The organism is Streptomyces coeruleoprunus, assembly GCF_039542925.1.
Lineage (GTDB): Bacteria > Actinomycetota > Actinomycetes > Streptomycetales > Streptomycetaceae > Streptomyces > Streptomyces coeruleoprunus.
Genome location: NZ_BAABIT010000001.1, coordinates 2,825,575 through 2,848,403 on the forward strand (window position 1 = coordinate 2,825,575; position 22,829 = coordinate 2,848,403).

Annotated in this window: 16 protein-coding genes; 5 read left to right on the forward strand and 11 right to left on the reverse strand. The window is 73.4% G+C overall.

Annotated elements, in window-relative coordinates:
• Positions 1-57: 57 nt before the first annotated feature.
• The 5 genes from ABEB09_RS12140 to ABEB09_RS12160 all read right to left on the reverse strand — a co-directional run bounded on the left by ABEB09_RS12140 (position 58) and on the right by ABEB09_RS12160 (position 10,640).
• Positions 58-1,716 (reverse strand): succinic semialdehyde dehydrogenase, encoded by a 1,659-nt coding sequence (locus ABEB09_RS12140; RefSeq protein ID WP_345689915.1) that lies wholly within the window; start codon positions 1,714-1,716, stop codon positions 58-60.
• Between the two features lie 103 nt (positions 1,717-1,819).
• The gene (locus ABEB09_RS12145) at positions 1,820-3,292 is read right to left on the reverse strand and encodes a serine/threonine-protein kinase (protein WP_380840315.1); all 1,473 of its coding nucleotides are present in this window, start codon (positions 3,290-3,292) and stop codon (positions 1,820-1,822) included.
• Positions 3,293-3,322: 30 nt separating this feature from the next.
• Positions 3,323-5,002 carry a serine/threonine-protein kinase gene (locus ABEB09_RS12150; protein ID WP_345689916.1) on the reverse strand — a complete coding sequence of 560 codons (1,680 nt, stop codon included), beginning with the start codon at positions 5,000-5,002 and terminating at the stop codon, positions 3,323-3,325.
• 205 nt (positions 5,003-5,207) lie between these two features.
• A complete protein-coding gene (locus tag ABEB09_RS12155; RefSeq protein WP_345689917.1) occupies positions 5,208-7,799 on the reverse strand; it encodes a protein kinase in 2,592 nt (863 codons plus the stop codon).
• A 135-nt stretch (positions 7,800-7,934) separates the two neighbouring features.
• Positions 7,935-10,640, reverse strand: coding sequence for a protein kinase domain-containing protein (locus tag ABEB09_RS12160; protein ID WP_345689918.1), 2,706 nt, complete (start codon positions 10,638-10,640; stop codon positions 7,935-7,937).
• A 158-nt stretch (positions 10,641-10,798) separates the two neighbouring features.
• Here ABEB09_RS12160 and ABEB09_RS12165 point away from each other — a divergent pair, with 158 nt between their 5' ends.
• Positions 10,799-11,857, forward strand: coding sequence for a serine hydrolase domain-containing protein (locus tag ABEB09_RS12165; protein ID WP_345689919.1), 1,059 nt, complete (start codon positions 10,799-10,801; stop codon positions 11,855-11,857).
• A gap of 22 nt (positions 11,858-11,879) precedes the next feature.
• Here the strand turns inward: ABEB09_RS12165 and ABEB09_RS12170 are convergent, their stop codons facing one another.
• The gene (locus ABEB09_RS12170) at positions 11,880-13,586 is read right to left on the reverse strand and encodes a glycerol-3-phosphate dehydrogenase/oxidase (RefSeq protein WP_345689920.1); all 1,707 of its coding nucleotides are present in this window, start codon (positions 13,584-13,586) and stop codon (positions 11,880-11,882) included.
• A gap of 241 nt (positions 13,587-13,827) precedes the next feature.
• Between ABEB09_RS12170 and ABEB09_RS12175 the strand changes: the two genes are divergently transcribed.
• On the forward strand, positions 13,828-15,069 hold the full coding sequence (locus ABEB09_RS12175) for a nucleotide sugar dehydrogenase (RefSeq protein ID WP_345689921.1): 1,242 nt from the start codon (positions 13,828-13,830) through the stop codon (positions 15,067-15,069).
• A gap of 176 nt (positions 15,070-15,245) precedes the next feature.
• The gene (locus ABEB09_RS12180) at positions 15,246-15,746 is read left to right on the forward strand and encodes a hypothetical protein (protein WP_345689922.1); all 501 of its coding nucleotides are present in this window, start codon (positions 15,246-15,248) and stop codon (positions 15,744-15,746) included.
• Between the two features lie 77 nt (positions 15,747-15,823).
• Here the strand turns inward: ABEB09_RS12180 and ABEB09_RS12185 are convergent, their stop codons facing one another.
• From ABEB09_RS12185 to ABEB09_RS12200, 4 genes are all read right to left on the reverse strand, one after another.
• On the reverse strand, positions 15,824-16,948 hold the full coding sequence (locus tag ABEB09_RS12185; RefSeq protein WP_345689923.1) for a GuaB3 family IMP dehydrogenase-related protein: 1,125 nt from the start codon (positions 16,946-16,948) through the stop codon (positions 15,824-15,826).
• A gap of 99 nt (positions 16,949-17,047) precedes the next feature.
• Positions 17,048-18,550: an IMP dehydrogenase gene (guaB, locus tag ABEB09_RS12190; protein ID WP_345689924.1), complete on the reverse strand. Its 1,503-nt coding sequence runs from the start codon at positions 18,548-18,550 to the stop codon at positions 17,048-17,050.
• Between the two features lie 157 nt (positions 18,551-18,707).
• A complete protein-coding gene (locus ABEB09_RS12195) occupies positions 18,708-19,310 on the reverse strand; it encodes a sigma-70 family RNA polymerase sigma factor (RefSeq protein ID WP_345689925.1) in 603 nt (200 codons plus the stop codon).
• A 392-nt stretch (positions 19,311-19,702) separates the two neighbouring features.
• Positions 19,703-20,314 (reverse strand): response regulator transcription factor, encoded by a 612-nt coding sequence (locus ABEB09_RS12200; RefSeq protein ID WP_003948568.1) that lies wholly within the window; start codon positions 20,312-20,314, stop codon positions 19,703-19,705.
• Between the two features lie 380 nt (positions 20,315-20,694).
• On the opposite strand from ABEB09_RS12200, the gene ABEB09_RS12205 reads away from it, so the two are divergent.
• The gene (locus ABEB09_RS12205; protein ID WP_345689926.1) at positions 20,695-21,015 is read left to right on the forward strand and encodes a WhiB family transcriptional regulator; all 321 of its coding nucleotides are present in this window, start codon (positions 20,695-20,697) and stop codon (positions 21,013-21,015) included.
• A 106-nt stretch (positions 21,016-21,121) separates the two neighbouring features.
• Here the strand turns inward: ABEB09_RS12205 and ABEB09_RS12210 are convergent, their stop codons facing one another.
• Positions 21,122-22,015, reverse strand: coding sequence for a LysR family transcriptional regulator (locus tag ABEB09_RS12210; protein ID WP_345689927.1), 894 nt, complete (start codon positions 22,013-22,015; stop codon positions 21,122-21,124).
• Positions 22,016-22,106: 91 nt separating this feature from the next.
• Between ABEB09_RS12210 and ABEB09_RS12215 the strand changes: the two genes are divergently transcribed.
• On the forward strand, positions 22,107-22,775 hold the full coding sequence (locus tag ABEB09_RS12215; protein WP_345689928.1) for an MOSC domain-containing protein: 669 nt from the start codon (positions 22,107-22,109) through the stop codon (positions 22,773-22,775).
• The last annotated feature ends 54 nt before the right edge of the window (positions 22,776-22,829 follow it).

Consider the following 22,829-nt stretch of genomic DNA (forward strand, 5'->3'; position numbering starts at 1 on the left):
CGGGCAAGGGTGGAACGGGCGCGCCGGGCGCCCGCCGTCGGCGCGGGCGCCGGGTCTTCATCGCAGGCGCAGCGTCTTCATCGCCTTCAGGCTGAAGCTCATGAACGCCGCGTACTTCTCGTCGTCCATGCCGAACGCGGGGGCGAGCGGCATGATCCGCTGGTGGGCGACGGTCTGCGCCTCGGTGTACTTGAGGATGCCCTCGGAGCCGTGGCGGCGGCCGAGGCCCGAGTCCTTCATGCCGCCCATCGGCGACTGGACGCTGCCGTACGCCGACGCGTAGCCCTCGTTGATGTTGACCGTGCCGGCGCGCAGCCGGGCGGCGACGGCGTGGCCGCGGCGGCCGTCCTTCGTCCAGACGCTGGCGTTGAGGCCGTACGCGGTGGCGTTGGCGCGCTCGACCACCTCGTCCTCGTCGGTGAAGCGGTAGACGGACACGACGGGCCCGAAGGTCTCCTCGGTGCACACGGCCATCGGCTCCTGGACGTTCTCCAGGATGGTCGGCTCGTAGAACAGCGGGCCGATGTCGGGGCGGGCCACGCCGCCGGCCACCAGCCCGGCGCCCTTGGCGACGGCCTCGTCGACGTGCCGGGTGACGGTCTCCAGCTGCCGCTCGCCGACGAGGGAGCCCATGTCGGCGCCGTACGCGAGGGCGTTGCCGAGGCGCATGGCCTTCGTACGGGCCGCGAACCGCTCGATGAACGCGTCGGCGATCGACTCGTGGACGTACAGCCGCTCGATGGAGATGCACAGCTGGCCCGCCGAGGAGAAGCAGGCGCGGACGGCGCCCGCCGCGGCCTTCTCGACGTCGGCGTCGCGCAGGACCAGCATCGCGTTCTTGCCGCCCAGTTCGAGGGAGACGCCGACGAGCCGGGCCGCGGCCCCCTGCGCGACCTCGCGGCCGGTGCGGGTGGAGCCGGTGAACGACACGTAGTCGGCGTGCTTGACGACCTCGGGGCCGACGACGGGGCCCTCGCCGATGACGACCTGGAAGACCTCGGCGGGCAGTCCGGCCTCGATGAGCAGGTCGCGCGCCCACAGGGCGGTCAGCGCGGTCTCGGTGTCGGGCTTCATGACGACGGCGTTGCCGGCGACGAACGCGGGCAGCGCGTCGCCGACGGACAGCTCCAGCGGGTAGTTCCAGGGGGCGATCTGGCCCACGACTCCGCGGGGCTGGCGCAGTTCGGTCACCTTGGTGAGGGTCGGTACGGCTCCGGTGTGCCGCTTGGGCCTCAGGTACGCGGAGGCGCGGCGGCCGTAGTGGCGGGCCGCGATGGCGACGGCCTGCACCTCCTCGTGGGCGTGCAGGCGCGCCTTGCCGGTCTCCAGCTGGATGAGGTCCAGGACCTCGGCCTGCCGTTCCAGGACCAGGTCGTGGAAGCGGAGCAGGACGGCGGCGCGCTTGCGGACGGGCACGGCGGCCCAGGCGGGCTGGGCGGCGCGGGCGCGGCGGAACGCCTCGGCGACGTCCTCGGGCGTGGACTCGGGCAGTTCGGCCAGCCGTTCGCCGGTGAACGGGGTGTGGTTGGCGGTGCGGCCCGAGCCGACGACGCCTCGGGTGAGCTGGGCGACGATCTCGGGCGTGACCACGTCGGCCGCGGTGCGGGCGCCGGCGGGGGCGGGGGCGACCGGGTTCGTCCCCGGGCGCGCGGGCGCTTCGGGGGTGGAGTCGGTGGCGGCGGCGGTTGCGGATTCGGTGGCCTGCGTGTCCGTCATGGGGGCGAGGGTATGCGTGTGAGGGCACTTTGGGTACCCGGCGGTAACAGCTTTTCACCCTCCACACACACCGCGCCAGTGTTCACTGGCAAATAAGCCCTGATCAGCGCGGCAGCAGCAGGCTCGCGGCCAGTACGGCCCCGACGGCGAGGAGAAGCAGGGCGATGATCAGCGGCGTGCGGCGACGGCTCCTCCGGGTGCCGCCGGGGGGCGCGGCCGGCGCGCGGGGCCCGTGGCCGGCCGGCGGGGCGTCGGCGGGTACGGGTACGGCGTCCCACGGGGAGGCGCCGGGGTCGCCGGGGCGGGCGTCTTGGGGTTGCCGCTCGCGGCGCCGGTCCTCTTCGCGGCCCGCGTGGGTGGGTTTGAGGGATGTGTCCTGACCGTCCGGTCTGCTCGGGCCCTCCTGGCCATCCGGGCGGCTCTCCGGGCGATCGGGGCTCCCCTGCCTGGGGGGCAGCCCCCGCGCCATGCCCCTCGCCCGTGCCCTGGCCCGCGCCCGCGCCGGGAGCGCCCGCGCGCGGCCCGGCGACGGGGAACGGGCGTGGGAACGGGCACCCGAGCCCGAGTCGGGGATGTCCCCGTCCCGCGTGTCCGGCCGCTCGTGCGAGGGGGCGTCGGACGGCGGCCCGTAGCGCCCCGCGGCTCCTGCCCACGCGTCGCGCGGCGCGTCCTGAGGGCCGTCGGCGGGGCGGGCGGCGGGGCGATCCGCAGGGCCCTCGGGCACCTGGGACGGGGCCGTGCCCTCCGCCGACGCCACGTAGGCCCGCAACAGCCGTTCCGCCTCCGCCGCGTCGATGCGGCGCGCCGGGTCCCGCTGCAGCAGACCCCGTACGACGGGCAGCAGGGGCCCCGCGGCCGCGGGCGGTCTGATCTCCCCCTCCACCACCGCGTGCAGCACGCCGCCCAGCGAGTCGCGGTGGAACGGGGAACGGCCCGTCATCGCCGCGCACAGCAGCACGCCCAGCGACCACAGGTCCGCCTTCGGGCCCGCCCGCATGCCCTGCATCCGCTCGGGCGCCGTGTACTCGGGCGAGCCGACGAACATGCCCGCCTCCGTGAGCGTGGACGCGCCGGCCAGCTGGGCGATGCCGAAGTCGGTGAGGACCACCCGCCCGGTGGCCTCCTCCAGCAGCACGTTGGCGGGCTTCAGGTCCCGGTGCAGCACCCCCAGCGCGTGCGCCTCCCGCAGCGCGGCCAGCAGGGCGAGCCCGATGCGGGCCGCCTCGCGGGCGTCGACCGGGCCGCGCGCCGCCAGCCGCTCGGCCAGCGAGACGCCCTCGACCAGCTCCATCACGATGTACGGGACGCCGTCCTCCTCGACGACGTCGTGGACGCAGACGACGTGCGGGTGGTGGACCCGCGCCACCGCGCGCGCCTCACGCAGGGTCGAGCCGACGGCCCCGTTCGTCCCGGCGGCCGTGTCGACGTGCAGTTCCTTGACGGCCACCTGACGGCGCAGCAGCTCGTCGTACGCGCGCCAGACGGTGCCCATGCCGCCCCGGCCCAGCGGGGACTCCAGCCGGTAGCGGCCGACGATCCGCCGCTGTTCCCCCGGTCTCTGCGCTCCGACCGACACGGCACATCTCCTCTGCTCGCGCCGAGGAGGTCACCCCTCGGCGGGTCGCCAGCCTTGCAGCACGATGTCGAACTGCTCCCGCGTGGTCGCCCAGTCCTCCTCGGGGGACGACATGTACACCGCGTACTCGGTGCCGTCGTCCGCGTAGTACACCTGGTCGATCGCGTGGCGCCGTCCGGGATGGTTCTGCTTCTCCAGCCAGGTGAACTCCCAGAGACAGGATTCCTGTTGATCTCGGAACGTATTCTGCTTGAGGTGTATCCGGTCGTACTGCGGCAGCCGCTTCCTCAACCCCTTCTCCACATCCAGCATGTGCATGTAAGGGTTCTCGAAGTCGGGTGAGCGGTCGATGCTGATCCGGATGCGGTGGCGGCCGTTGTCGGGGGTGTAGTCGATCTGGTCCCCGTCCATCTGGCGCTTCCACCCCTTGGGCACAAGAAGGCTGAAACCCTCCGGGTCCGTGACCCGTTCCCAGCCGTCCCGGCGGTCCTTCGCCGACGGGCTCGGGCTCACCGACGCGCCGGCGGTCGGGGTCCCGTCCCCACCGTCCCCGCCGTCGCCGGCCGTGTCCGCGTAGCGCATCGCGGCGAAGCCCGCCCCGGCGCCCACGACGGCGGCGAGCACCACCACCAGGACCGCCCGCCGCCAACGCGACGTTCCGCCACCGCCGGTGACGTGCCCGTCCGATGTCCCGGACCCGCCGCCCGCGTACCCGGCGACCTGCTGCTTCTTCGTGCTCTTCGTGTTCCTCGTGCCGCTGGTGCCGCGGTGCTCCGCGTCGGCGGCCGAGCCCGCGCCGTCCGCGGTGTCGAGGGCGCCCCGCACCGCCTTCAGCTCCTGCTCCGGCACCGACCGGGTCGGTACGTACGCCTGCGCGGCGACCGGGGTGCGGCCCTCCATCGCCTCGATGAGCATCCGTTCGGCCTCGGCCGCACCGGGCCGGTCCGCCGGGTCCTTGCGCAGCAGCGCCGTGATCACCGGGGCCAGCGCCCCCGCGTGCTCGGCGGGCGGCGGCTCCTCCGTGACCACCGCCTGCATGGTGCTGATGGGCGACGAGCGGCGGAACGGCGACCCGCCCTCCACCGCCGTGTAGAGCGTGGCGCCCAGCGACCACAGGTCCGACGCGGGGCCGGGGTCCGCTCCCCGGACCCGCTCCGGCGCCAGGAAGTCGATGGAACCGACCAGTTCACCGGTCCGCGTGATCGTCGAGTCGCCCTCGATGGCGGCGATCCCGAAGTCCGTGAGCAGGACCCGGCCGTCGCGCGCCAACAGGACGTTGCCCGGCTTGACGTCCCGGTGCAGGACGCCGGCGGCGTGCGCGGCCCGCAGCGCACCCAGCACGTGCAGGCCGATCCGGGCCGCCTCGCAGGGGTCGATCCGCCCGTTCTCGGCGGCCTTCGTGGCCTCGGCGAGGGAAGGGCCGTCCACGTACTGCATGACGATCCACGGCCGGTCGTCGTGCTCCAGCACGTCGTGGACGGTGACGACCGCCGGGTGCGTGATCCGCGCGGCGGCCCGCGCCTCCTTCTTGGTACGGGCGTGCAGGACGATCCGGTCCGCCTCGGAGACGTACTGGCCGGCCGTCAGTTCCTTGACGGCGACGGTCCGGCCGAGCGTCTCGTCGTGGGCGCGCCACACCTTGCCCATGCCGCCGCGCCCGATGGTCTCGCTCAACCGGTAGCGCCCGGCGAGCACCAGACCCGCGCCCATGTCCTGAGTGTGTTCCACGTGTCCCCGCTCGGCCCCGCACGCTGCTTCGGAGCAAGGTTACGGAGGGTGTGCGGGAGGGGGAACCTCGGGGCCTCCACGGAGACCTCACCGTGATACGACGGGCCGGGAATTGGCCGGAATCCACCACGGAGCGTAACGCCGGACGGGCGCTTCGGCGATTTCGGAGAGCAACGGGTTGCCCCGGTCAACGAGTTGCGCGATACACCTTTATCGCCTGCTGGTAGATCTCGGTGACCTTGTCGCGCTGGCTGTCCGGGCCGATCACCTGGACCACGTGGTAGCGGTCGCCCACGACGAGGGCGAGGTTCCGCACGTACACCTCACGGCCGGCGCTGTCCGTCCAGGTGAACTGCCCCTCGGCCATGGCCTGTCGGCCCACGTCGACGCGGCGCAGGCCGGTCGCCGACGCCCACGAGGAGTCGCGCCACGGCTGGAGCTCCCGCTCCTTGGTCCGCTGGTACTCCAGCGGGTCGGCGCCACCGGTCCGTACGGTGTCCCGTCCGGGGACGACGATCAGGGTGAAGTCGCCGCTGGCGTAGCGCACTTGGCCCACATCGTTGATGGGGCTGCGGCGCCAGGTCCGGTCGACACCGATCCGGAACCCCTCGGGGTCGTCGCGGACGACGTAACCGGCGGCGAGCGCGGGCGCGGAGGGGGTGACGCCGTTGGTGGACGGCGCGGCCGAGGGGGCCTCGCCCCCGTCCGGTGTGGGTCTCGGGTCGGGGCTCGCCTGCGGGTCGGCCTGCTGGTCGGGGGCGGACGGCGAGGGGCGGCCCGCGTGCCCGGTGGGCTGCGACTGGTCCCGCGACTCGGCCTTGGGCATGAAGAGCATCGCGTACGCGACGGCGGCGGCCAGCGCCAGGAATATGAGCAGCAGCAACATGCGGCCGAGGGCGCGCGGGCCGCGGGTCCGCTCCCTGGTCTTCTTGTGGCGGTGGCGGGGCGGCGCCACCACGGGCGCGGGCGCCTGGGGACGGCGCCTGCGCACGAGGTCGCCCCGGCGGCGCACGATCGGCAGCCGGGCGTCGTCGGCGGAGGGCATGGGCACGATGGACGCGCCCGCGTCCGGCTCGGGCGCCGAGCGGATGAGCGAGCGCAGCCAGCCGCGCAGCTCCTCGAAGTCGGGGCGCTCGGTGGGGTCCTGGCGCAGCAGCGACTCGACGACCGGCCGCAGCGGACCGCAGTCCTCGGCGAACGCGGGCGGCTCCGCGCACACCATCTGCACCAGCTCGGCGGCGTTGTCCTCGGGGTACGGGGCGTGGCCCTGGAGCACCCGGAAGAGCAGGGCACCCAGCGCCCACAGGTCGGTGGCGGGCCCGATGGGCGGGGCCAGCTGCCACGTGTCGTGCACGGGGCCGGCCTGCTCGGGCGCCCACCGCTCGGTGACGGCACCGACGACGGCGATCCTGGCCTGCCGGGCGCGCTCGGCGGCGAGGCGCGTGGCGGGGCCGCGGTGGGGACGGGGAGAGGCCGGGGCCTGGGCGGCGGCTGCGGCCTGGGCGGCCGGGGCGTTCGCGGGCTCGGCGGTACGGCGGCTTCCGGTACGGGCGTCCTGCCGCGGGAGGCGCTGGGAGTCGGCCCGCAGGGCGGCCCGGGTGCCGCCGTACGGGGACACGTCGCCGTACGGGGAACTGCCTCCGCCCGCGGAGACGGGGCCGTCCCGCCACGAACCGGCGAGCATGGCGCGGGAGGGGCCGCCGCTCCCCGGGTCGTCGGGGCCGCCGTACCGCGGGGCGTCGTCGTCCTCGTCCTCGGCGATACGGTCCGCGACCTCGGCCACCCACTGCGGTTCGTACCCGCTCGGCAGGGCGGGCGGCCCGGGCGGCAGCGGCGCGGGACCCAGACCGCGCGGGCGGTACGGCTCGATGGAGTGGGGTCCGGAGCCTTCGTCGGTGGCGTGGGGGCCGGGTGCGTCGTCGGCCGGGTCTGCGAGCCCGGTGTCGTAGGGGTCTTGGGGATCGTAGGGGTCGTGGGAGTCGTAGGCGTCGTCGTCGCCGTACGGGGCGGCGTCGTAGTCCTCGTCCCCGTAGGCCTCGCCTCCGTGGGCGTCGTCCCCGTACGCCTGCCCGTCCGCGTCGTGGCCGTCGGTGTACGTCCCCTCCGGCTCGTCGTCCGGGAGCGGCACCGGGGCGTAGCCGCACAGGGCCTCCTCGGCCGCGCCGACCGCGAGTCCGGTGAGCATGACCCGCCCGTCGTCGCAGACGAGCACCGTGCGGACGGTGATGTTGCGGTGGGTCCAGCCGTGGGCGTGCAGGGCGCGCAGCGCGGTGAGCAGGTCCGAGGCGATCTCGGCGGCCCGGTACGGGGTGAGGGGCTCCTCGCCGATCAGCGCGGCGAGCGGACGCGCGGGGACGAGTTCGCTCACTATCCACAGCGAGCCGGCCTCCGCGAACACGTCGAAGACCTGGTCGAGACGCGGGTGGTCGGGGATCTGCGCGGCGGCCTGCGCGGCCTCGACCGCGCGGCGTACGGCGGGGTCGGCGGCGGCACGGGCCGACGCGACACGCCCGTACGCGTCGCGAGGCGACGGGGACCGGCCCTGGCGCTGGTGGTGCCGTTGGTTCCGGGCGCGCGGGCCGTCGGCGTCGACGACCTCGGCGTCCACGGTCTCGGGCAGCGGCAGCTGCCGGATCAGGACCTCCTGACCACTGTACGTGTCGAAGGCGCGGGTCTCGACGAAGTCGTACGCGTACGGGTCGGCGCTGGTGTCCGTGTCCGTCGTCGGCAACGGCAGGCGGTAGCGGTCGGCGAGCACCCTTCCCGCGTAGTCGTCCACGACGCCTCCCCACCGCGTACTGTCCCCCCGGCTCCGCAGATCGTACGAAACCGTCAATTCCGGTCGGCTCTTGTGCAGTTACCTGCCTGATTCAGCCTCGTACGGTCCGCGCGTTCTCACGATACGTGCCCTGAGTCAGTCCTTGGGGCGGAACGTCGCGAACGCGGTGTTCCGGAGCGTGGTGCACTCCGGGCCGTTCCACTCACTGGACTTGCACGAGATCATGATCGCGTAGCCGTGCGTGGCGTCGACCTTGAACCCCCTGTTGAGCACCCATACCCGCTCGCCGCCCTGATTGCGCTCGAACTGCCAATCGGCGGCGGTCGGGTAGTTGTTGTACGCGACGGGCTTGATGCCGTGGTGCGTGTACCCGCTGCTGGTGGCCGCGACCACGGCCCTCGCCGCGTTCCAGGCCGCGGCGGCGTCGCTGCCGGGGCTGGAGGTGAAGTCGACCTGGATGCGTGGGAAGGCGGCGCCCGCCCGGAATATCCCGCCCGAGTTGCGTCCCGCTATGTCGGTCATGCGGAAGCCCGCGGGCATGGCCATCGTGAAGTGGAACTGCTTGTTGGTGACCATCTTGTAGCCCGCCGGCAGGGCCGGGCCGGCGCCCGGCGAACCGGACGGCTTGGCTCCGCCGCCCGGGTTCGTGCCCTCGCCGGTGCCGCCGCCGTTGGGCGCGGCGCCGGTCGGGTCGCCGCCCTGCTCCTTGCCCTGGTCGCCGTCGGCCTTGCCGTCGTTGCCCGCGGTGGCGCCTTCGGTGTTCTGGGTGCCGCCGGAGGCGTCGCCCGCCGTGGCGCCGGCCGACGCGGCCTGGCCGCCCGTGCCCTTGCCCTTCGCGCTCGGCTCGTCGTCGCCGCTCAGCGCGAACGCGAGAACGGTGGCGAGAACGGCGAGCACCGCCACGACCGCGATCGTCACGAGCGTGCGGCGCGGCACCACATCGGTGAGCGGCGCCCGCACCGGCGCGGGCGGACCGGAACGTTCCGGCTTGTTGGTGGCCGCCGCGGCCGCCGCCGCGTTGCGCACGGAGCGCAGCGCGCCCCGCAGCCGCTCGGCGGTCGCGTCGCCGGGACGCGTACCGGAGGCCGCCACGGCGGCGGTGGTGCCCGGCTTACGCGCCTCGGGGACCACCGGGGGCGCGGGCGGCAGCGGGACGACCCGGGTGGCCTCCGGCGACGCGTCGGGCACGGGCGGCACGGCCGGCCCCGCGGTCACCCGCAGGACCTCGTCGAGCATCGCGCGGGCGCCCGCGTCGTCGAGGCGCTGGGCCGGGTCCTTGGCCAGCAGCCCGTAGATGACCTTCTCCAGCGGCCCGGCGTTCTTCGGCGGGTCCAGCTGCTCGGTCATCACCGCGGTGAGCGTCGCGATGGCGGAGCCCTTGTCGTACGGCGGGCAGCCCTCGACCGACGCGTACAGCAGGCCGCCCAGCGACCACATGTCGGCGGCGGGGCCGGGCTTGTGGCCGCGGGCCCGCTCGGGCGAGATGTAGGAGGGCGCGCCGACGAGCATGCCGGTGGACGTGATGGAGGGGTCGCCCTCGACCTGCGCGATGCCGAAGTCGGTGAGCACGACGCGGCCGTCGTCGGCGATGAGCACGTTGGACGGCTTCACGTCGCGGTGGAGGATGCCCTCCCGGTGCGCCGAGCGCAGGACGTCCAGGATCGCGAGTCCGACCTCGGCGGCGCGCCGGGGCGTGAGGGTGCCGTCCTCGCGCACGACGTCGGCGAGGGAACGGCCCTCGATCAGCTCCATGACGATCCACGGGCGGTCGTCCTCGTCGACCACGTCGTACACCGTCACGGCGCCGTTGTTGCGGATCCGGGCGATGGCCTTGGCCTCGCGCAGGGTCCGGGTGATGAGGCGGCGCTTCTCGTCCTCGTCGATGCTGTTGGGGAAGCGCAGCTCCTTGACGGCGACGGTACGGCCCAGCGTCTCGTCGACGGCACGCCAGACGGTGCCCATACCGCCGCGCCCGAGCACCCCGTCGAGCCGATAACGCCCGGCGAGCAGCCGCCCTTCCGTCGTGACCCGGGGGATGCCGGGGCCTCTGCGGGGGGTGGAGGGAGCGCTGGTGGAGGGCGCGCTTCCGCCGGTGGTGCCGCCGGTGGCCGGCTTTTCGGTGGCGGCGGCCGTGGTCGGGGCCGCGCTCGAAGGCGCCTTGTCGGTGGCGGCAGCGGCCTTGCCGGGAGCCGGTGCGCTGTCGGTACGGGGGGTCTTGTCGGCCGCGGCAGCTGCGGCCGTCCCTGTGCCCGTGTCGGCAGACGCCTTGTCAGCAGCGGGCGCCGTCTTGGTGAACGGCACCTTCCCCTGGGGCTCCGCGCCCCCGGGAGCCGCGTCCTCCGGCTCACCGTCGACGGAGGCCGCGCCCTTGGGCTCGACGTCCTGGTGCGCCGCCTTCCCAAGCGCGGCGTCCTCGGACTCGGCCTCCGTGTCCCCGGCGTCCTCGGGCTTCGCGTCCATGGGCTCGGCGTCCTTGGACTCGGGGTCCTTGGCCTTCGCGTCCGCGGGCTCGGCGTCCCTGGACTCGGGGTCCTTGGACTCGGGGTCCTTGGGTTCAGCGCCCTTGGGTTCAGCACCCTTGGACTCATCGCCCCGGGACCCGGCGTCCTCGGACCCGGCCTCCTTGCGCGCCGCGTCCTCGGGGGTCCTGTCCTGGGGGACGCCGTCCCGCGGGGCGTTCGCCGCCCCGCTGCCGGCCGCGTCGGCCGCGTCCCGTGTCGTACCGCCGCCGGACTCCACGGGCGTGCCCCCGTCCCGCCGGGCATCCGCCCCGGCTGCCGGTGTGGCCTCGCCCCGCTGAGGTTCCCGCGCCGCGTCCCGCGACTGCTCCGCTCCCGACATGCGTCCCCTCTGCGATCCCTGTTCTTCGCCCGCGCCTGCCGCTTCCGCGCGATGCGGTAACCCGCCCTGGAAGAGCCTTCATTGTCCCTCACTCCAGGACCGGTGCTGCTCCCGGGTCCGGCGTCCGAAAAGATGACCGGTGAGGGAGGACCCGCACCATGCCACTGCTGTTCCGGACGAGACTGGTCGTGCCGTTGGTTCTCGTGTTGTGCGGTCTGGTGGTGCGTACCCCCGCCCTCCCCTCCCCCCGCCCCTCCTCCCCCGCTCTGGACCGACTGGTTTCGGCCGGGGGCGCGCCCGGGGCCGCCCTGCTCGCCGAAGCGCCCGGGGCGGTGCGGTTCCAGACGGCCGGTCACGGCATGGGCCGGGCCGACCGCTTCCGGGCGGGCAGCATCACCAAGACGTTCGTCGCCACGGTCGTCCTCCAACTGGCCGCCGAGCGCCGCCTGGCCCTCGGCGACACCGTGGCGGCCCGCCTTCCGGGCCTGCTGCCGGAGCCGGTGGCGCGGCGCATCACGGTGCGGCAGCTGCTCACCCACACCAGCGGCCTGCCCGACTACGTCCCGCCCACCGGTCCCCCCACCCCGGAGGCCGCCGTACGTGCCGCTCTGGCGGCACGCCCCGCCCGCCCGCCGGGCCGGTACGCGTACGCCAACACCAATTACGTGCTGCTGGGCCTGCTCGTCACGCGGGTGACGGGCCGTCCGTACGCGGCCGAGGCCGACCGCCGCATCCTCACCCCCCTCCGTCTGACCGGCACCTCGTTCCCCGGTTCGCGCACCACGCTGCCCTCGCCGCACGGGCGCGGGTACGACGCCGGCGGCCGGGACGTCACCGTGCTGGACCCGCGCATCGCCGGCGCGGCGGGCGAGCTGGTCAGCACGCTCGACGACCTGAACCGCTTCTACGCCGCCCTCCTCGGCGGCCGCCTCCTCACCCCGCCCCAGCTGCGCGAACTGCTCGCCACGACCGCCGCCGGAGGGCGCTACGGCATGGCCCTCTACCCGGTCGCCCTGTCCTGCGGCGCCACGGTGTGGGGCCACAACGGCCGGATACCCGGCAGCTACGTCCGCACCGCCGCCACGCGCGACGGTCGACATGTCGTCACTTTCCGCACCAACACGGACGCACTGGCCGACGTTCCGGGGACGCCGCTGGAAACGGCGCTCCTGGAGGCGGAGTTCTGTCCGGGCCCGCCCGGCACCGCCGCGAGCTGACGGGCCGGCGCCGCACGAGGCCCTACAGCGGCACGATGTCCGGCGCGCCCAGCCTGGCCGCGTCCGCCGTCAGGTCGTCCGGCTGGCGCTGGGACTCGCGCTCCGCCTCGACCCGTTTCTCGTAGTGCTCCACCTCCTTCGCGATCTGGTCCTCGCCCCAGCCCAGGACCGGGGCCATCAGTTCGGCGCACTCGCGGGCGCAGCGGGTGCCGCGGTCGAAGGTCTCGATGGAGATGCGGGTGCGGCGGGTCAGGACGTCGTCCAGGTGGCGCGCGCCCTCGTGGGAGGCGGCGTAGGCGACTTCGGCCCGCAGGTAGTCCTCGGCGCCGGTCAGGGGCCGGCCGAGGCCGGGGTCGGCGGCGATCAGGTCGAGGAGTTCCTCCGTGAGCGAGCCGTACCGGTTCAGCAGGTGCTCGACGCGCACCACGTGGAGTCCGGTCCGGGCGGCGATGCGGGCGCGGGCGTTCCACAGTGCCCGGTAGCCCTCGGCGCCGAGCAGCGGCACGTCCTCGGTGACGCAGGAGGCGACGCGCATGTCGAGGCCGTGCACCGCCTCGTCGACGGCGTCCTTGGCCATCACCCGGTACGTCGTGTACTTGCCGCCCGCGACGACGACGAGTCCGGGCACCGGGTGGGCGACGGTGTGTTCGCGCGAGAGCTTGCTGGTGGCGTCGGACTCGCCGGCCAGGAGGGGCCGCAGGCCGGCGTAGACGCCCTGGACGTCGTCCCTGGTGAGGGGCACGGCGAGCACGCTGTTGACGTGCTCGATGAGGTAGTCGATGTCGGCGCTGGACGCGGCCGGGTGAGCCTTGTCGAGGTCCCAGTCGGTGTCGGTGGTGCCGATGATCCAGTGCCTGCCCCAGGGGATGACGAACAGGACGCTCTTCTCGGTGCGCAGGATGAGGCCGGTGGTGGAGTGGATGCGGTCCTTGGGCACGACGAGGTGGATGCCCTTGGAGGCGCGGACGTGGAACTGTCCGCGCTCGCCGATGAGGGCCTGCGTGTCGTCGGTCCATACGCCGGTGGCGTTGACGATCTGTTTGGCGCGGATCTCGTAGTCGCCGCCCGCCTCGACGTCCTGGACGCGGGCGCCGACGACCCGCTCGCCCTCGCGGAGGAAGCCGATGACGCGGGCCCGGCTGGCGGCGCGGGCCCCGTAGCTCGCGGCGGTGCGGACGAGCGTGGTGACGTAGCGGGCGTCGTCCATCTGGGCGTCGTAGTACTGGAGGGCGCCGACGAGGGCGTCCTTGCGCAGGGCGGGTGCCACACGCAGGGCGCGGCGCCGGGACAGGTGCCGGTGGACGGGCAGGCCGCGGCCGTGTCCCGAGGAGACGGACATCGCGTCGTAGAGGGCGACGCCCGAGCCGGCGTAGATCCGCTCCCAGCCCTTGTGCTGGAGGGGGTAGAGGAACGGCACGGGCCTGACCAGGTGGGGGGCGAGCCGCTCCAGGAGCAGTCCGCGTTCCTTGAGCGCCTCCCGCACGAGGGCGAAGTCGAGCATCTCCAGATAGCGCAGGCCGCCGTGGATGAGCTTGCTGGACCGGCTCGACGTGCCCGAGGCCCAGTCGCGGGCCTCGACGAGGCCGGTGGTCAGGCCGCGGGTCGCCGCGTCCAGTGCGGTGCCGGCGCCGACCACGCCGCCGCCCACCACCAGTACGTCCAGCTCGTGCTCGGCCATGCCCGCCAGCGCCTCGGCGCGCTCGGCCGGCCCCAGTGCCGCAGTCCTCACCGCTGTCTCCCGTCGCCGTCGTCCCCCCGTGTGCTCGGGCTCACAGACTCGATTCTGTCCCCGGCTCCCGACATCAGCCACCGCCCGGCCGCCACCTGTGGACAACACTCGGGTGACCACGGACTCGCAATGCCGCATAACGGTCATATTTACGCCTAGTCTGACATTGCGTTTGCTCGTTCCGTCCACAGGACTTGCGCATCTCGTCCCCTCCGGATAAAGGGAAGGACGGCCCACCCCCATGCCCGCAGACCTCGCCGTCATCGGCCTCGGCCATCTCGGCCTGCCCCTCGCCCAAGCCGCCACCGCCGCCGGTGTCGACACGATCGGCTACGACACCGACCCCCGTGCCGTCGCGGAGCTGGCCGCGGGCCGCTCCCCGGTCGACGGCTCCCTCTCCGCGTCCGAGATCCGCCGGATGCTGTCGGGCGGCTTCCGGCCGACCACCGACCCGGCCGAACTGGGCCGGGTCCGCACGGCGGTCATCTGCGCCCCCACCCCGCCCGACGCCTCCCGCACACCCGACCTCACCGCCGTCGCGGAGGCCGCGCGCGCCCTGGCCGCCCGGCTGCGCCCGCACTCCACCGTGCTGCTGGAGTCGCCCGTACACCCCGGCACCACGGAGGAGTTCCTGCGCCCGATCCTCGAAGAGGGCTCCGGCCTGCGCGCCGGCCGCGACTTCCACCTCGCCTACTCGCCCGGCCGCCTCGACCCCGGCAACCGCGCCCACGGCTACGCCCACACCCCCAAGGTCATCGGCGGCCTCACCCCCGCCTGCACCGAGTCCGCCGCCGCCTTCTACGGCCGCCTCACCGACAAGGTCGTCCGCGCGCGTGGCACCCGCGAGGCGGAGACGGTCAAGCTCCTGGAGACCAACTTCCGCCACGTCAACATCGCCCTCGTCAACGAGATGGCGGTCCTCTGCCACGAGCTGGGCGTCGACCTGTGGGACGTCATCCGCTGCGCCGAGACCAAGCCCTTCGGCTTCCAGGCCTTCCGCCCCGGTCCCGGCGTCGGCGGCCACGGCGGGCCCGTCGACACCATCGGCCACCACCGCCCGCTCCGCCTGGTCGAACTGGCCGGCCAGGTCAACGAGCGCATGCCGCAGTACGTGACCCATCGCTGCGCCACGCTCCTCAACGAGCACGGCAAGTCCGTACGGGGCGCCCGCGTCCTGCTCCTCGGCGTCACCTACAAGCCGGACCTCGCCGACCGGGAGGGCTCCCCCGCCCCCGAGATCGCGCACCGGCTGATGGACATGGGCGCGGTGGTCAGCTACCACGACCCGTATGTCCCGGTGTGGCGCGTAGGGGGCCTGCCGGTGCCGCGCGCGGACTCCCTGTACGAGGCTGCCGCCCACGCCGACCTGACGATCCTGCTCCAGCACCACCACACCTACGACCTGCAGGGCTTGGCGGTGAAGGCCCAGCTGCTGCTCGACACGCGCGGCGCCACCCCGGCCGGCACGGCGTACCGGCTCTGACCGCTCCGACCGGATTCCGTCTTGCGCTCCGGGGAAGGTACGGGGACGGCGGTCCCGGGGAAATCCGGCACTCGTGTCGGACGGGCCTGCTAGTGTCCGCGTCTGATTCGCACTGCCGTGCACCTGCCAGAAGTGGGCGCACCGGGCGTGCCCAGCCTTCCAGGGGGATTCCCACCATGAGCCAGTCCGTTCCGCCGCCGCAGCCCGGCAACCCGTTCGCCGGCGGCCCCGGCGCCCCCGGCGGCGCCCCGTTCGCGCCGGCCCCCGCGCCGGCGCGGAACAACGTCGGCCTCGGCCTCGTCGCCGCACTCGTGGCCGCGCTGGTCGCCGCGGGCGTGTACGGCGGCATCGGCGGCGCCATCGAGCGCGAGATCGGTTACGCCGCGGTGGGTGTCGGCTTCCTCGTCGGCTTCGCCGCCGCCAAGGCCGGCGGCCGCAACCCGGTCCTGCCGATCGCCGCCGCGGCGCTGTCGGCCGGTGCCGTCTACCTCGGCCAGCTGATCGCCATCGCGGTCATCATCAGCAAGCTGGGCCAGAGCACCTTCACGGAGGTCCTCTTCCAGAACTTCACCGATGTCGCCGACCTGTGGAAGATGGCCGCCGAGCCGATGACGTACCTCTTCCTGGTCCTCGGCGCGGTCGCCGCCTTCGCGGGCGCCAAGAAGGGCGCCGCGTAACGCGCCCCCGCGAGCCCGTACGTGAAGGGGCCCCGCACCGGCCGGTGCGGGGCCCCTTCACAGGTCCGGCGCGTACGTCAGCGCTTGTGCTCCGCGTCCGCGACCGTGACCTCCACGCGCTGGAACTCCTTCAGCTCGCTGTAGCCGGTCGTGGCCATCGCGCGGCGCAGCGCGCCGAAGAAGTTCATCGACCCGTCCGGGGTGTGCGACGGACCGGTGAGGATCTCCTCGGTCGAGCCGACCATGCCCAGGTCGACGAGCTTGCCGCGCGGCACGTCCTCGTGGACGGCCTCCATGCCCCAGTGGTGGCCCTTGCCCGGCGCGTCCGTCGCGCGGGCCAGCGGGGAGCCCATCATCACGGCGTCGGCACCGCACGCGACGGCCTTCGGCAGGTCGCCGGACCAGCCCACGCCGCCGTCCGCGATGACGTGCACGTACCGGCCGCCGGACTCGTCCATGTAGTCGCGGCGGGCGGCCGCGACGTCGGCGACGGCCGTGGCCATCGGCACCTGGATGCCCAGCACGTTGCGCGTGGTGTGCGCGGCGCCGCCGCCGAAGCCGACGAGGACACCGGCCGCGCCCGTACGCATCAGGTGCAGGGCCGCCGTGTACGTGGCGCAGCCGCCGACGATGACGGGGACGTCCAGCTCGTAGATGAACTGCTTCAGGTTCAGCGGCTCGGCCGCGCCGGAGACGTGCTCGGCGGAGACCGTCGTACCGCGGATGATGAAGAGGTCCACACCGGCGTCGACGACGGCCTTGGAGAACTGGGCGGTCCGCTGCGGCGACAGCGCGGCGGCGGTGACGACGCCCGAGTCACGGACCTCCTTGATGCGCTGCCCGATCAGCTCCTCCTTGATCGGGGCGGCGTAGATCTCCTGCAGACGGCGGGTGGCGGTGGCCTCGTCCAGCTCGGTGATCTCGTCGAGCAGCGGCTGCGGGTCCTCGTAGCGCGTCCACAGGCCCTCGAGGTTCAGCACGCCGAGGCCGCCGAGCCGGCCGATGCGGATGGCCGTCTCGGGGGACACGACGGAGTCCATGGGCGCGGCCAGGAACGGCAGCTCGAAGCGGTAGGCGTCGATCTGCCAGGCGATCGAGACCTCCTTCGGGTCCCGGGTGCGCCGGCTCGGTACGACGGCGATGTCGTCGAACGCGTACGCCCTGCGGCCGCGCTTGCCGCGCCCGATCTCGATCTCAGTCACGATGTGTGGCCTTTCCCTCTACGTCTGCGCCTACCAGTATCCCCGACGCATGCCGGAGGGGCGGCCCGGGCAATCCCGGGCCGCCCCTCACGCGCTCGGTCACTTACGGCTGTAGTTCGGCGCCTCGACCGTCATCTGGATGTCGTGCGGGTGGCTCTCCTTCAGGCCCGCCGACGTGATGCGCACGAACCGGCCGCGCTCCTGCAGCTCCGGGACGGTCCGGCCGCCGACGTAGAACATCGACTGGCGCAGGCCGCCGACCAGCTGGTGGACGACCGCGGCGAGCGGGCCGCGGAAGGGCACCTGGCCCTCGATGCCCTCGGGGACCAGCTTCTCGTCGGAGGCGACACCCTCCTGGAAGTAGCGGTCCTTGGAGAAGGAGCGCTGCTCGCCGCGGGACTGCATGGCGCCCAGGGAGCCCATGCCGCGGTACGACTTGAACTGCTTGCCGTTGATGAACAGCAGCTCGCCCGGCGACTCCTCGCAGCCCGCGAGCAGCGAGCCGAGCATCACCGTGTCGGCGCCCGCGACCAGGGCCTTGGCGATGTCGCCGGAGTACTGCAGGCCGCCGTCGCCGATGACCGGGACGCCGGCGGCCTTGGCGGCGAGCGCCGCCTCGTAGATCGCGGTGACCTGCGGGACGCCGATGCCGGCGACGACGCGGGTGGTGCAGATGGAGCCGGGGCCGACGCCGACCTTGATGGCGTCCGCGCCCGCGTCGACGAGCGCCTGGGCGCCGTCGCGGGTGGCGACGTTGCCGCCGATGACGTCCACCGAGGAGTTCGACTTGATCTTGGCGATCATGTCGCCGACCAGCTTGGAGTGGCCGTGGGCGGTGTCGACGACGATGAAGTCGACGCCCGCCTCGATCAGGGCCTGGGCCCGCTCGTAGGCGTCGCCCGCGACACCGACGGCGGCGCCGACGAGGAGGCGGCCCTCCTTGTCCTTCGCGGCGTTCGGGTACTTCTCCGCCTTGACGAAGTCCTTGACGGTGATGAGGCCCTTGAGGATGCCGTCGTCGTCGACGAGCGGAAGCTTCTCGATCTTGTGGCGGCGCAGCAGCTCCATGGCGTCGACGCCGGAGATGCCGACCTTGCCGGTGACCAGCGGCATCGGCGTCATGACCTCGCGCACCTGACGGGTGCGGTCGGTCTCGAACGCCATGTCGCGGTTGGTGACGATGCCGAGCAGCTTGCCAGCCGGGTCGGTGACCGGCACGCCGCTGATGCGGAACTTGGCGCAGATCGCGTCGGCCTCGGCGAGCGTGGCGTCGGGGTGGACGGTGATCGGATCGGTCACCATGCCGGACTCGGAGCGCTTGACCAGGTCGACCTGGTTGGCCTGGTCGGCGATGGAGAGGTTCCGGTGGAGTACACCGACGCCGCCCTGCCGCGCCATGGCGATGGCCATGCGGGACTCGGTCACCTTGTCCATCGCGGCCGACAGCAGCGGGATGTTCACCCGCACGTTGCGCGACAGCCGCGAGGAGGTGTCGATCTGGTCGGGCGCCATGTCGGACGCGCCCGGCAGCAGCAGCACGTCGTCGTAGGTCAGCCCGAGTGTCGCGAATTTTTCGGGCACTCCGTCGACGTTGGCAGTCATGACACCTTCCCCAATGGCCTTGATCGGTGCGGATGTCCATGCTAACGGGCTACGGGGCCGTCTCATTCCACGAGCAAGATCACCTACGAGCTTTGTACGTTCACACGTATGACATCCGCCATACGGACGCCCCACAGGCGCCGTACGCGACGGCGTGCTACTGCTCCGCCAGCGCCCTCAGCCGGCTCAGCGCGCGGTGCTGGGCGACCCGCACCGCGCCGGGGGACATGCCGAGCATCTGGCCCGTCTCCTCGGCGGTCAGCCCGACCGCGACGCGCAGCACCAGCAGTTCCCGCTGGGTCTCCGGGAGGTTGGCCAGCAGCCGCTTGGCCCATTCCGCGTCGTCGCTGAGCAGCGCGCGCTCCTCGGGGCCCAGGGAGTCGTCGGGCCGCTCGGGCATCTCGTCCGAGGGCACCGCCGTGGAGCCCGGGTGGCGCATGGCGGCCCGCTGGAGGTCGGCGATCTTGTGCCCGGCGATGGCGAAGACGAACGCCTCGAAGGGGCGGCCCGTGTCCTTGTAGCGGGGCAGGGCCATGAGGACGGCGACGCAGACCTCCTGCGCGAGGTCCTCGACGAAGTGGCGGGCGTCGCCCGGCAGTCTGTTCAGCCGCGTGCGGCAGTAGCGCAGGGCCAGCGGGTGGACGTGGGCCAGCAGGTCGTGCGTGGCCTGCTCGTCGCCCTCGACGGCGAGGTGGACGAGTGCGCCGATCGCCCCGGGCCCGGAGGGCACGGAGGAGGCCGGCGTCTGGTCGTCGCGCATCGGTCCATGGTGCCTTGAGGCCTGCCGCTCCGTGGCACCGCGTCCCGCCTTGTGCACCGAAGCGTTATGAGCAGGTGCGCCGGACGTCATCTCCTGCGCCCTCCCCTCCCGCTCGATCGACTCGTCCCCGAGGAACTCCACCCCTCAAGGATGCGGCATCGGGCCGGAAACAGACATCGGGCCTCCACCGCCCGTTCCCCCGGTGCGGCCCCGCCCGCCGTGCGGCGGGCGGGAGTACGCCTGGTCGCGCCCGGAGGGGTCATGTCCGGACCGGTCACGCCCCAGGGGACGCCCAGCGGATCACGCCGGGCGCGGCGGCGTACGCCACCGGTGTCCTCAGCAGCAGTCGGAGGAACCGCGCAGCCCTGTCGGCATGATTCGCCGGACACTCCCTAGCGCACCAGGCCCCAGCGGAAGCCGAGCGCGACCGCGTGTGCGCGGTCCGAGGCGCCCAGCTTCTTGAACAGCCGCCTGGCGTGCGTCTTCACGGTGTCCTCGGAGAGGAACAGCTCACGGCCGATCTCGGCGTTCGACCTGCCGTGGCTCATGCCCTCCAGCACCTGGATCTCGCGGGCCGTGAGCGTGGGCGCCGCGCCCATCTCGGCCGAACGCAGCCGGCGCGGGGCGAGCCGCCAGGTCGGGTCGGCGAGCGCCTGCGTGACGGTGGCGCGCAGCTCGGCGCGCGAGGCGTCCTTGTGCAGGTACCCGCGGGCGCCGGCGGCGACGGCGAGGGCCACGCCGTCCAGGTCCTCGGCGACCGTGAGCATGATGATGCGGGCGCCGGGGTCCGCTGACAGCAGCCGGCGGACGGTCTCCACGCCGCCCAGACCGGGCATGCGTACGTCCATCAGAATCAGGTCCGAGCGGTCGGCCCCCCAGCGGCGGAGGACTTCCTCGCCGTTGGCCGCGGTCGTCACGCGCTCCACGCCGGGCACGGTGGCGACGGCGCGGCGGAGCGCTTCTCGGGCAAGCGGGGAGTCGTCGCAGACGAGGACGGATGTCATGACCGTCCTCCGCAGCTGATGCGCGTCACCTTGGGCCTCCAGGCTGGTTACGAATCGTCACCTGTGCGGTTGACGCCCTCGGACATCTGCCCGAGCGCCGGTTGTTTCAACCGCCTCCGCACTCTCAACGACGGTCACTCGAAAGAGTTACGGGTGCGGCCGCCTCCTTCAATACTCTACGTGAGGACGCGTGTACGGAGGAGAGTGCCGCAGGTCACCGCCGCTTCACTCAGAGCTATGCCCCATTTAGCGGCTTTTCCTTCCCTTTGCTGGTGTCTGTGGCTAGATTCGCAATGAGTCATATTTACATCTACTGCGACAAGTAGCCCGCCCAGTGGGCTCAGTACCGACTCAGAACCGGCATCAAGGGGACATGCGCTATGGCAGATTTCTCCCGCCTTCCCGGACCCAACGCCGACCTGTGGGACTGGCAGCTGCTCGCGGCCTGCCGCGGGGTCGACAGTTCGCTCTTCTTCCACCCCGAGGGAGAGCGCGGCGCGGCACGGAGCGCGCGTGAGAACTCGGCGAAGGAAGTCTGCATGCGGTGCCCGGTCCGCGCTGAGTGCGCGGCCCACGCACTGGCCGTGCGGGAGCCCTACGGCGTATGGGGCGGCCTCACCGAGGACGAGCGCGAGGAGTTGATGGGAAGGGCGCGTACACGGCTGGTCAGTGCCTCGACGGGAGCGGGAGGACGCGGCTGACGGTCTGCCGGAACATCGACGAAGGAACGTTTCTTCACAGCTGCACCCGGGCTCGCGTACGGCTGCCGTACGGGAGGGCCGCGGGCTGCGCCGGAGTCTGTCCCGGCTACGCGCGCCCCGCGGCGCCGGACAGCCGGTCCAGGGTGGCCGCGACCGCCGGGACCTGGGCCAGGTCCGGCAGCGTGAGCGCGACGATCTCCCGCTCCACGGCGGGCTCCACCGCCACGGTCCGGGCGCCCCTGGGCCGTACCGACTGGATGGCCAGCTCCGGCAGGACGGCGACGCCGAGGCCGGCGCCCACCAGGCCGACGACCGCCGGGTAGTCGTCGGTCGCGAAGTCGATGCGCGGGGTGAAGCCGGCGCCCTCGCACACGTCCACCAGCTGGCGGCGGCACCGCGGGCAGCCCGCGATCCACGGCTCGTCGGCCAGTTCGCCGATCGCCACGGCGTCGGCGCCGGCCAGGCGGTGCCCCTCCGGGACGAGGCCGACCAGTCGGTCCGTGAGCAGGGGGCGGACGACCAGGTCGTCCCACTCGGCCGCGCTCCCCGCGTACCGGAAGGCCAGCGCGACGTCGCAGTCGCCCTCGCGCAGCATCTCCACCGAGCGCGGCGGCTCGGCCTCGACGAGGGAGACCCGCGTGCCGGGGTGGTCGGCGCGCAGCGCGGCGAGCGCTGTGGGTACGAGGGTGGAGCTGCCGCTGGGGAAGGAGACCAGGCGGACGCGGCCCGCCCGCAGGCCCGCGATGGCGGCGACCTCCTCCTCGGCGGCGGTCAGCCCGGCCAGGATGCCCGCGGCGTGCCGGACGAGGGCCTCGCCGGCCTGGGTGAGGCGCATCTCACGGCCCGTGCGGATCAGCAGGGGCGTCCCGGCGGAGGATTCGAGCGCCTTCATCTGCTGGCTGACGGCGGGCTGGGTGCAGCCCAGCTCACGGGCCGCCGCGGAGAAGGAACCGGTGGTGGCCACGGCGCGCAGGACGCGGAGGTGGCGGGCTTCGATCACCCTTCGAATATAAGGCTGTCTTGGATCCGGCGCGAATTATTCGCTGGCCACTTTGGGGAGCGGCGGGTTAGCGTGCGCGACCATGACGGTCATGAAGGTTCTGACGGTGAACGCGGGGCGGCCGAGGGCCCTGGAGCACACGGACGCCCCGAGCGGTACGACGGGGATCGGCAAGGTGCCCGTGGACGGGCCGGTACGGGTGACCGACCCGGGCCCCAGGGGCGTCGGCGGCAGCGGGGTCGCGGGCGACGCGATCTGCCACCTGCGCCACCACGGCGGCTCCGACCAGGCCGTGTACGCGTTCGCCCGCGAGGACCTCGACGCGTGGGAGCGGGAGTTGGGGCGCTCGCTGGCCAACGGGCAGTTCGGCGAGAACCTGACGACCGCCGGCGTCGATGTGAACGGGGCGCTGCTGGGCGAGCGCTGGCGCATCGGTTCGTCGCTGCTGCTGGAGGTGACGTCGGGCCGCGTCCCGTGCCGGACGTTCGCGGGCTGGCTGGGCGAGCGGGGCTGGGTGAAGCGGTTCACGCAGCGGGCGGCGCCGGGGGCGTATCTGCGGGTGATCGAGCCGGGCGAGATCCGGGCCGGGGACCCGGTCGAGATCGTGCACCGCCCGGACCACGACGTGACGGTCGCGGTGGCGTTCCGGGCCGTGACGACGGAGCGCGAGCTGCTGACGCGGGTTCTCGCCGCGGGCGGGGCCGCGCACCCCGAGCTGCGCGAGAAGGCGCTCAAGTACGCGGCGGAGCAGGTCTCCTGACCCCGTGGCCTCCCGGCCGTACTCCGCGCGGAGAGCCGGGGCACTAACGTGCCC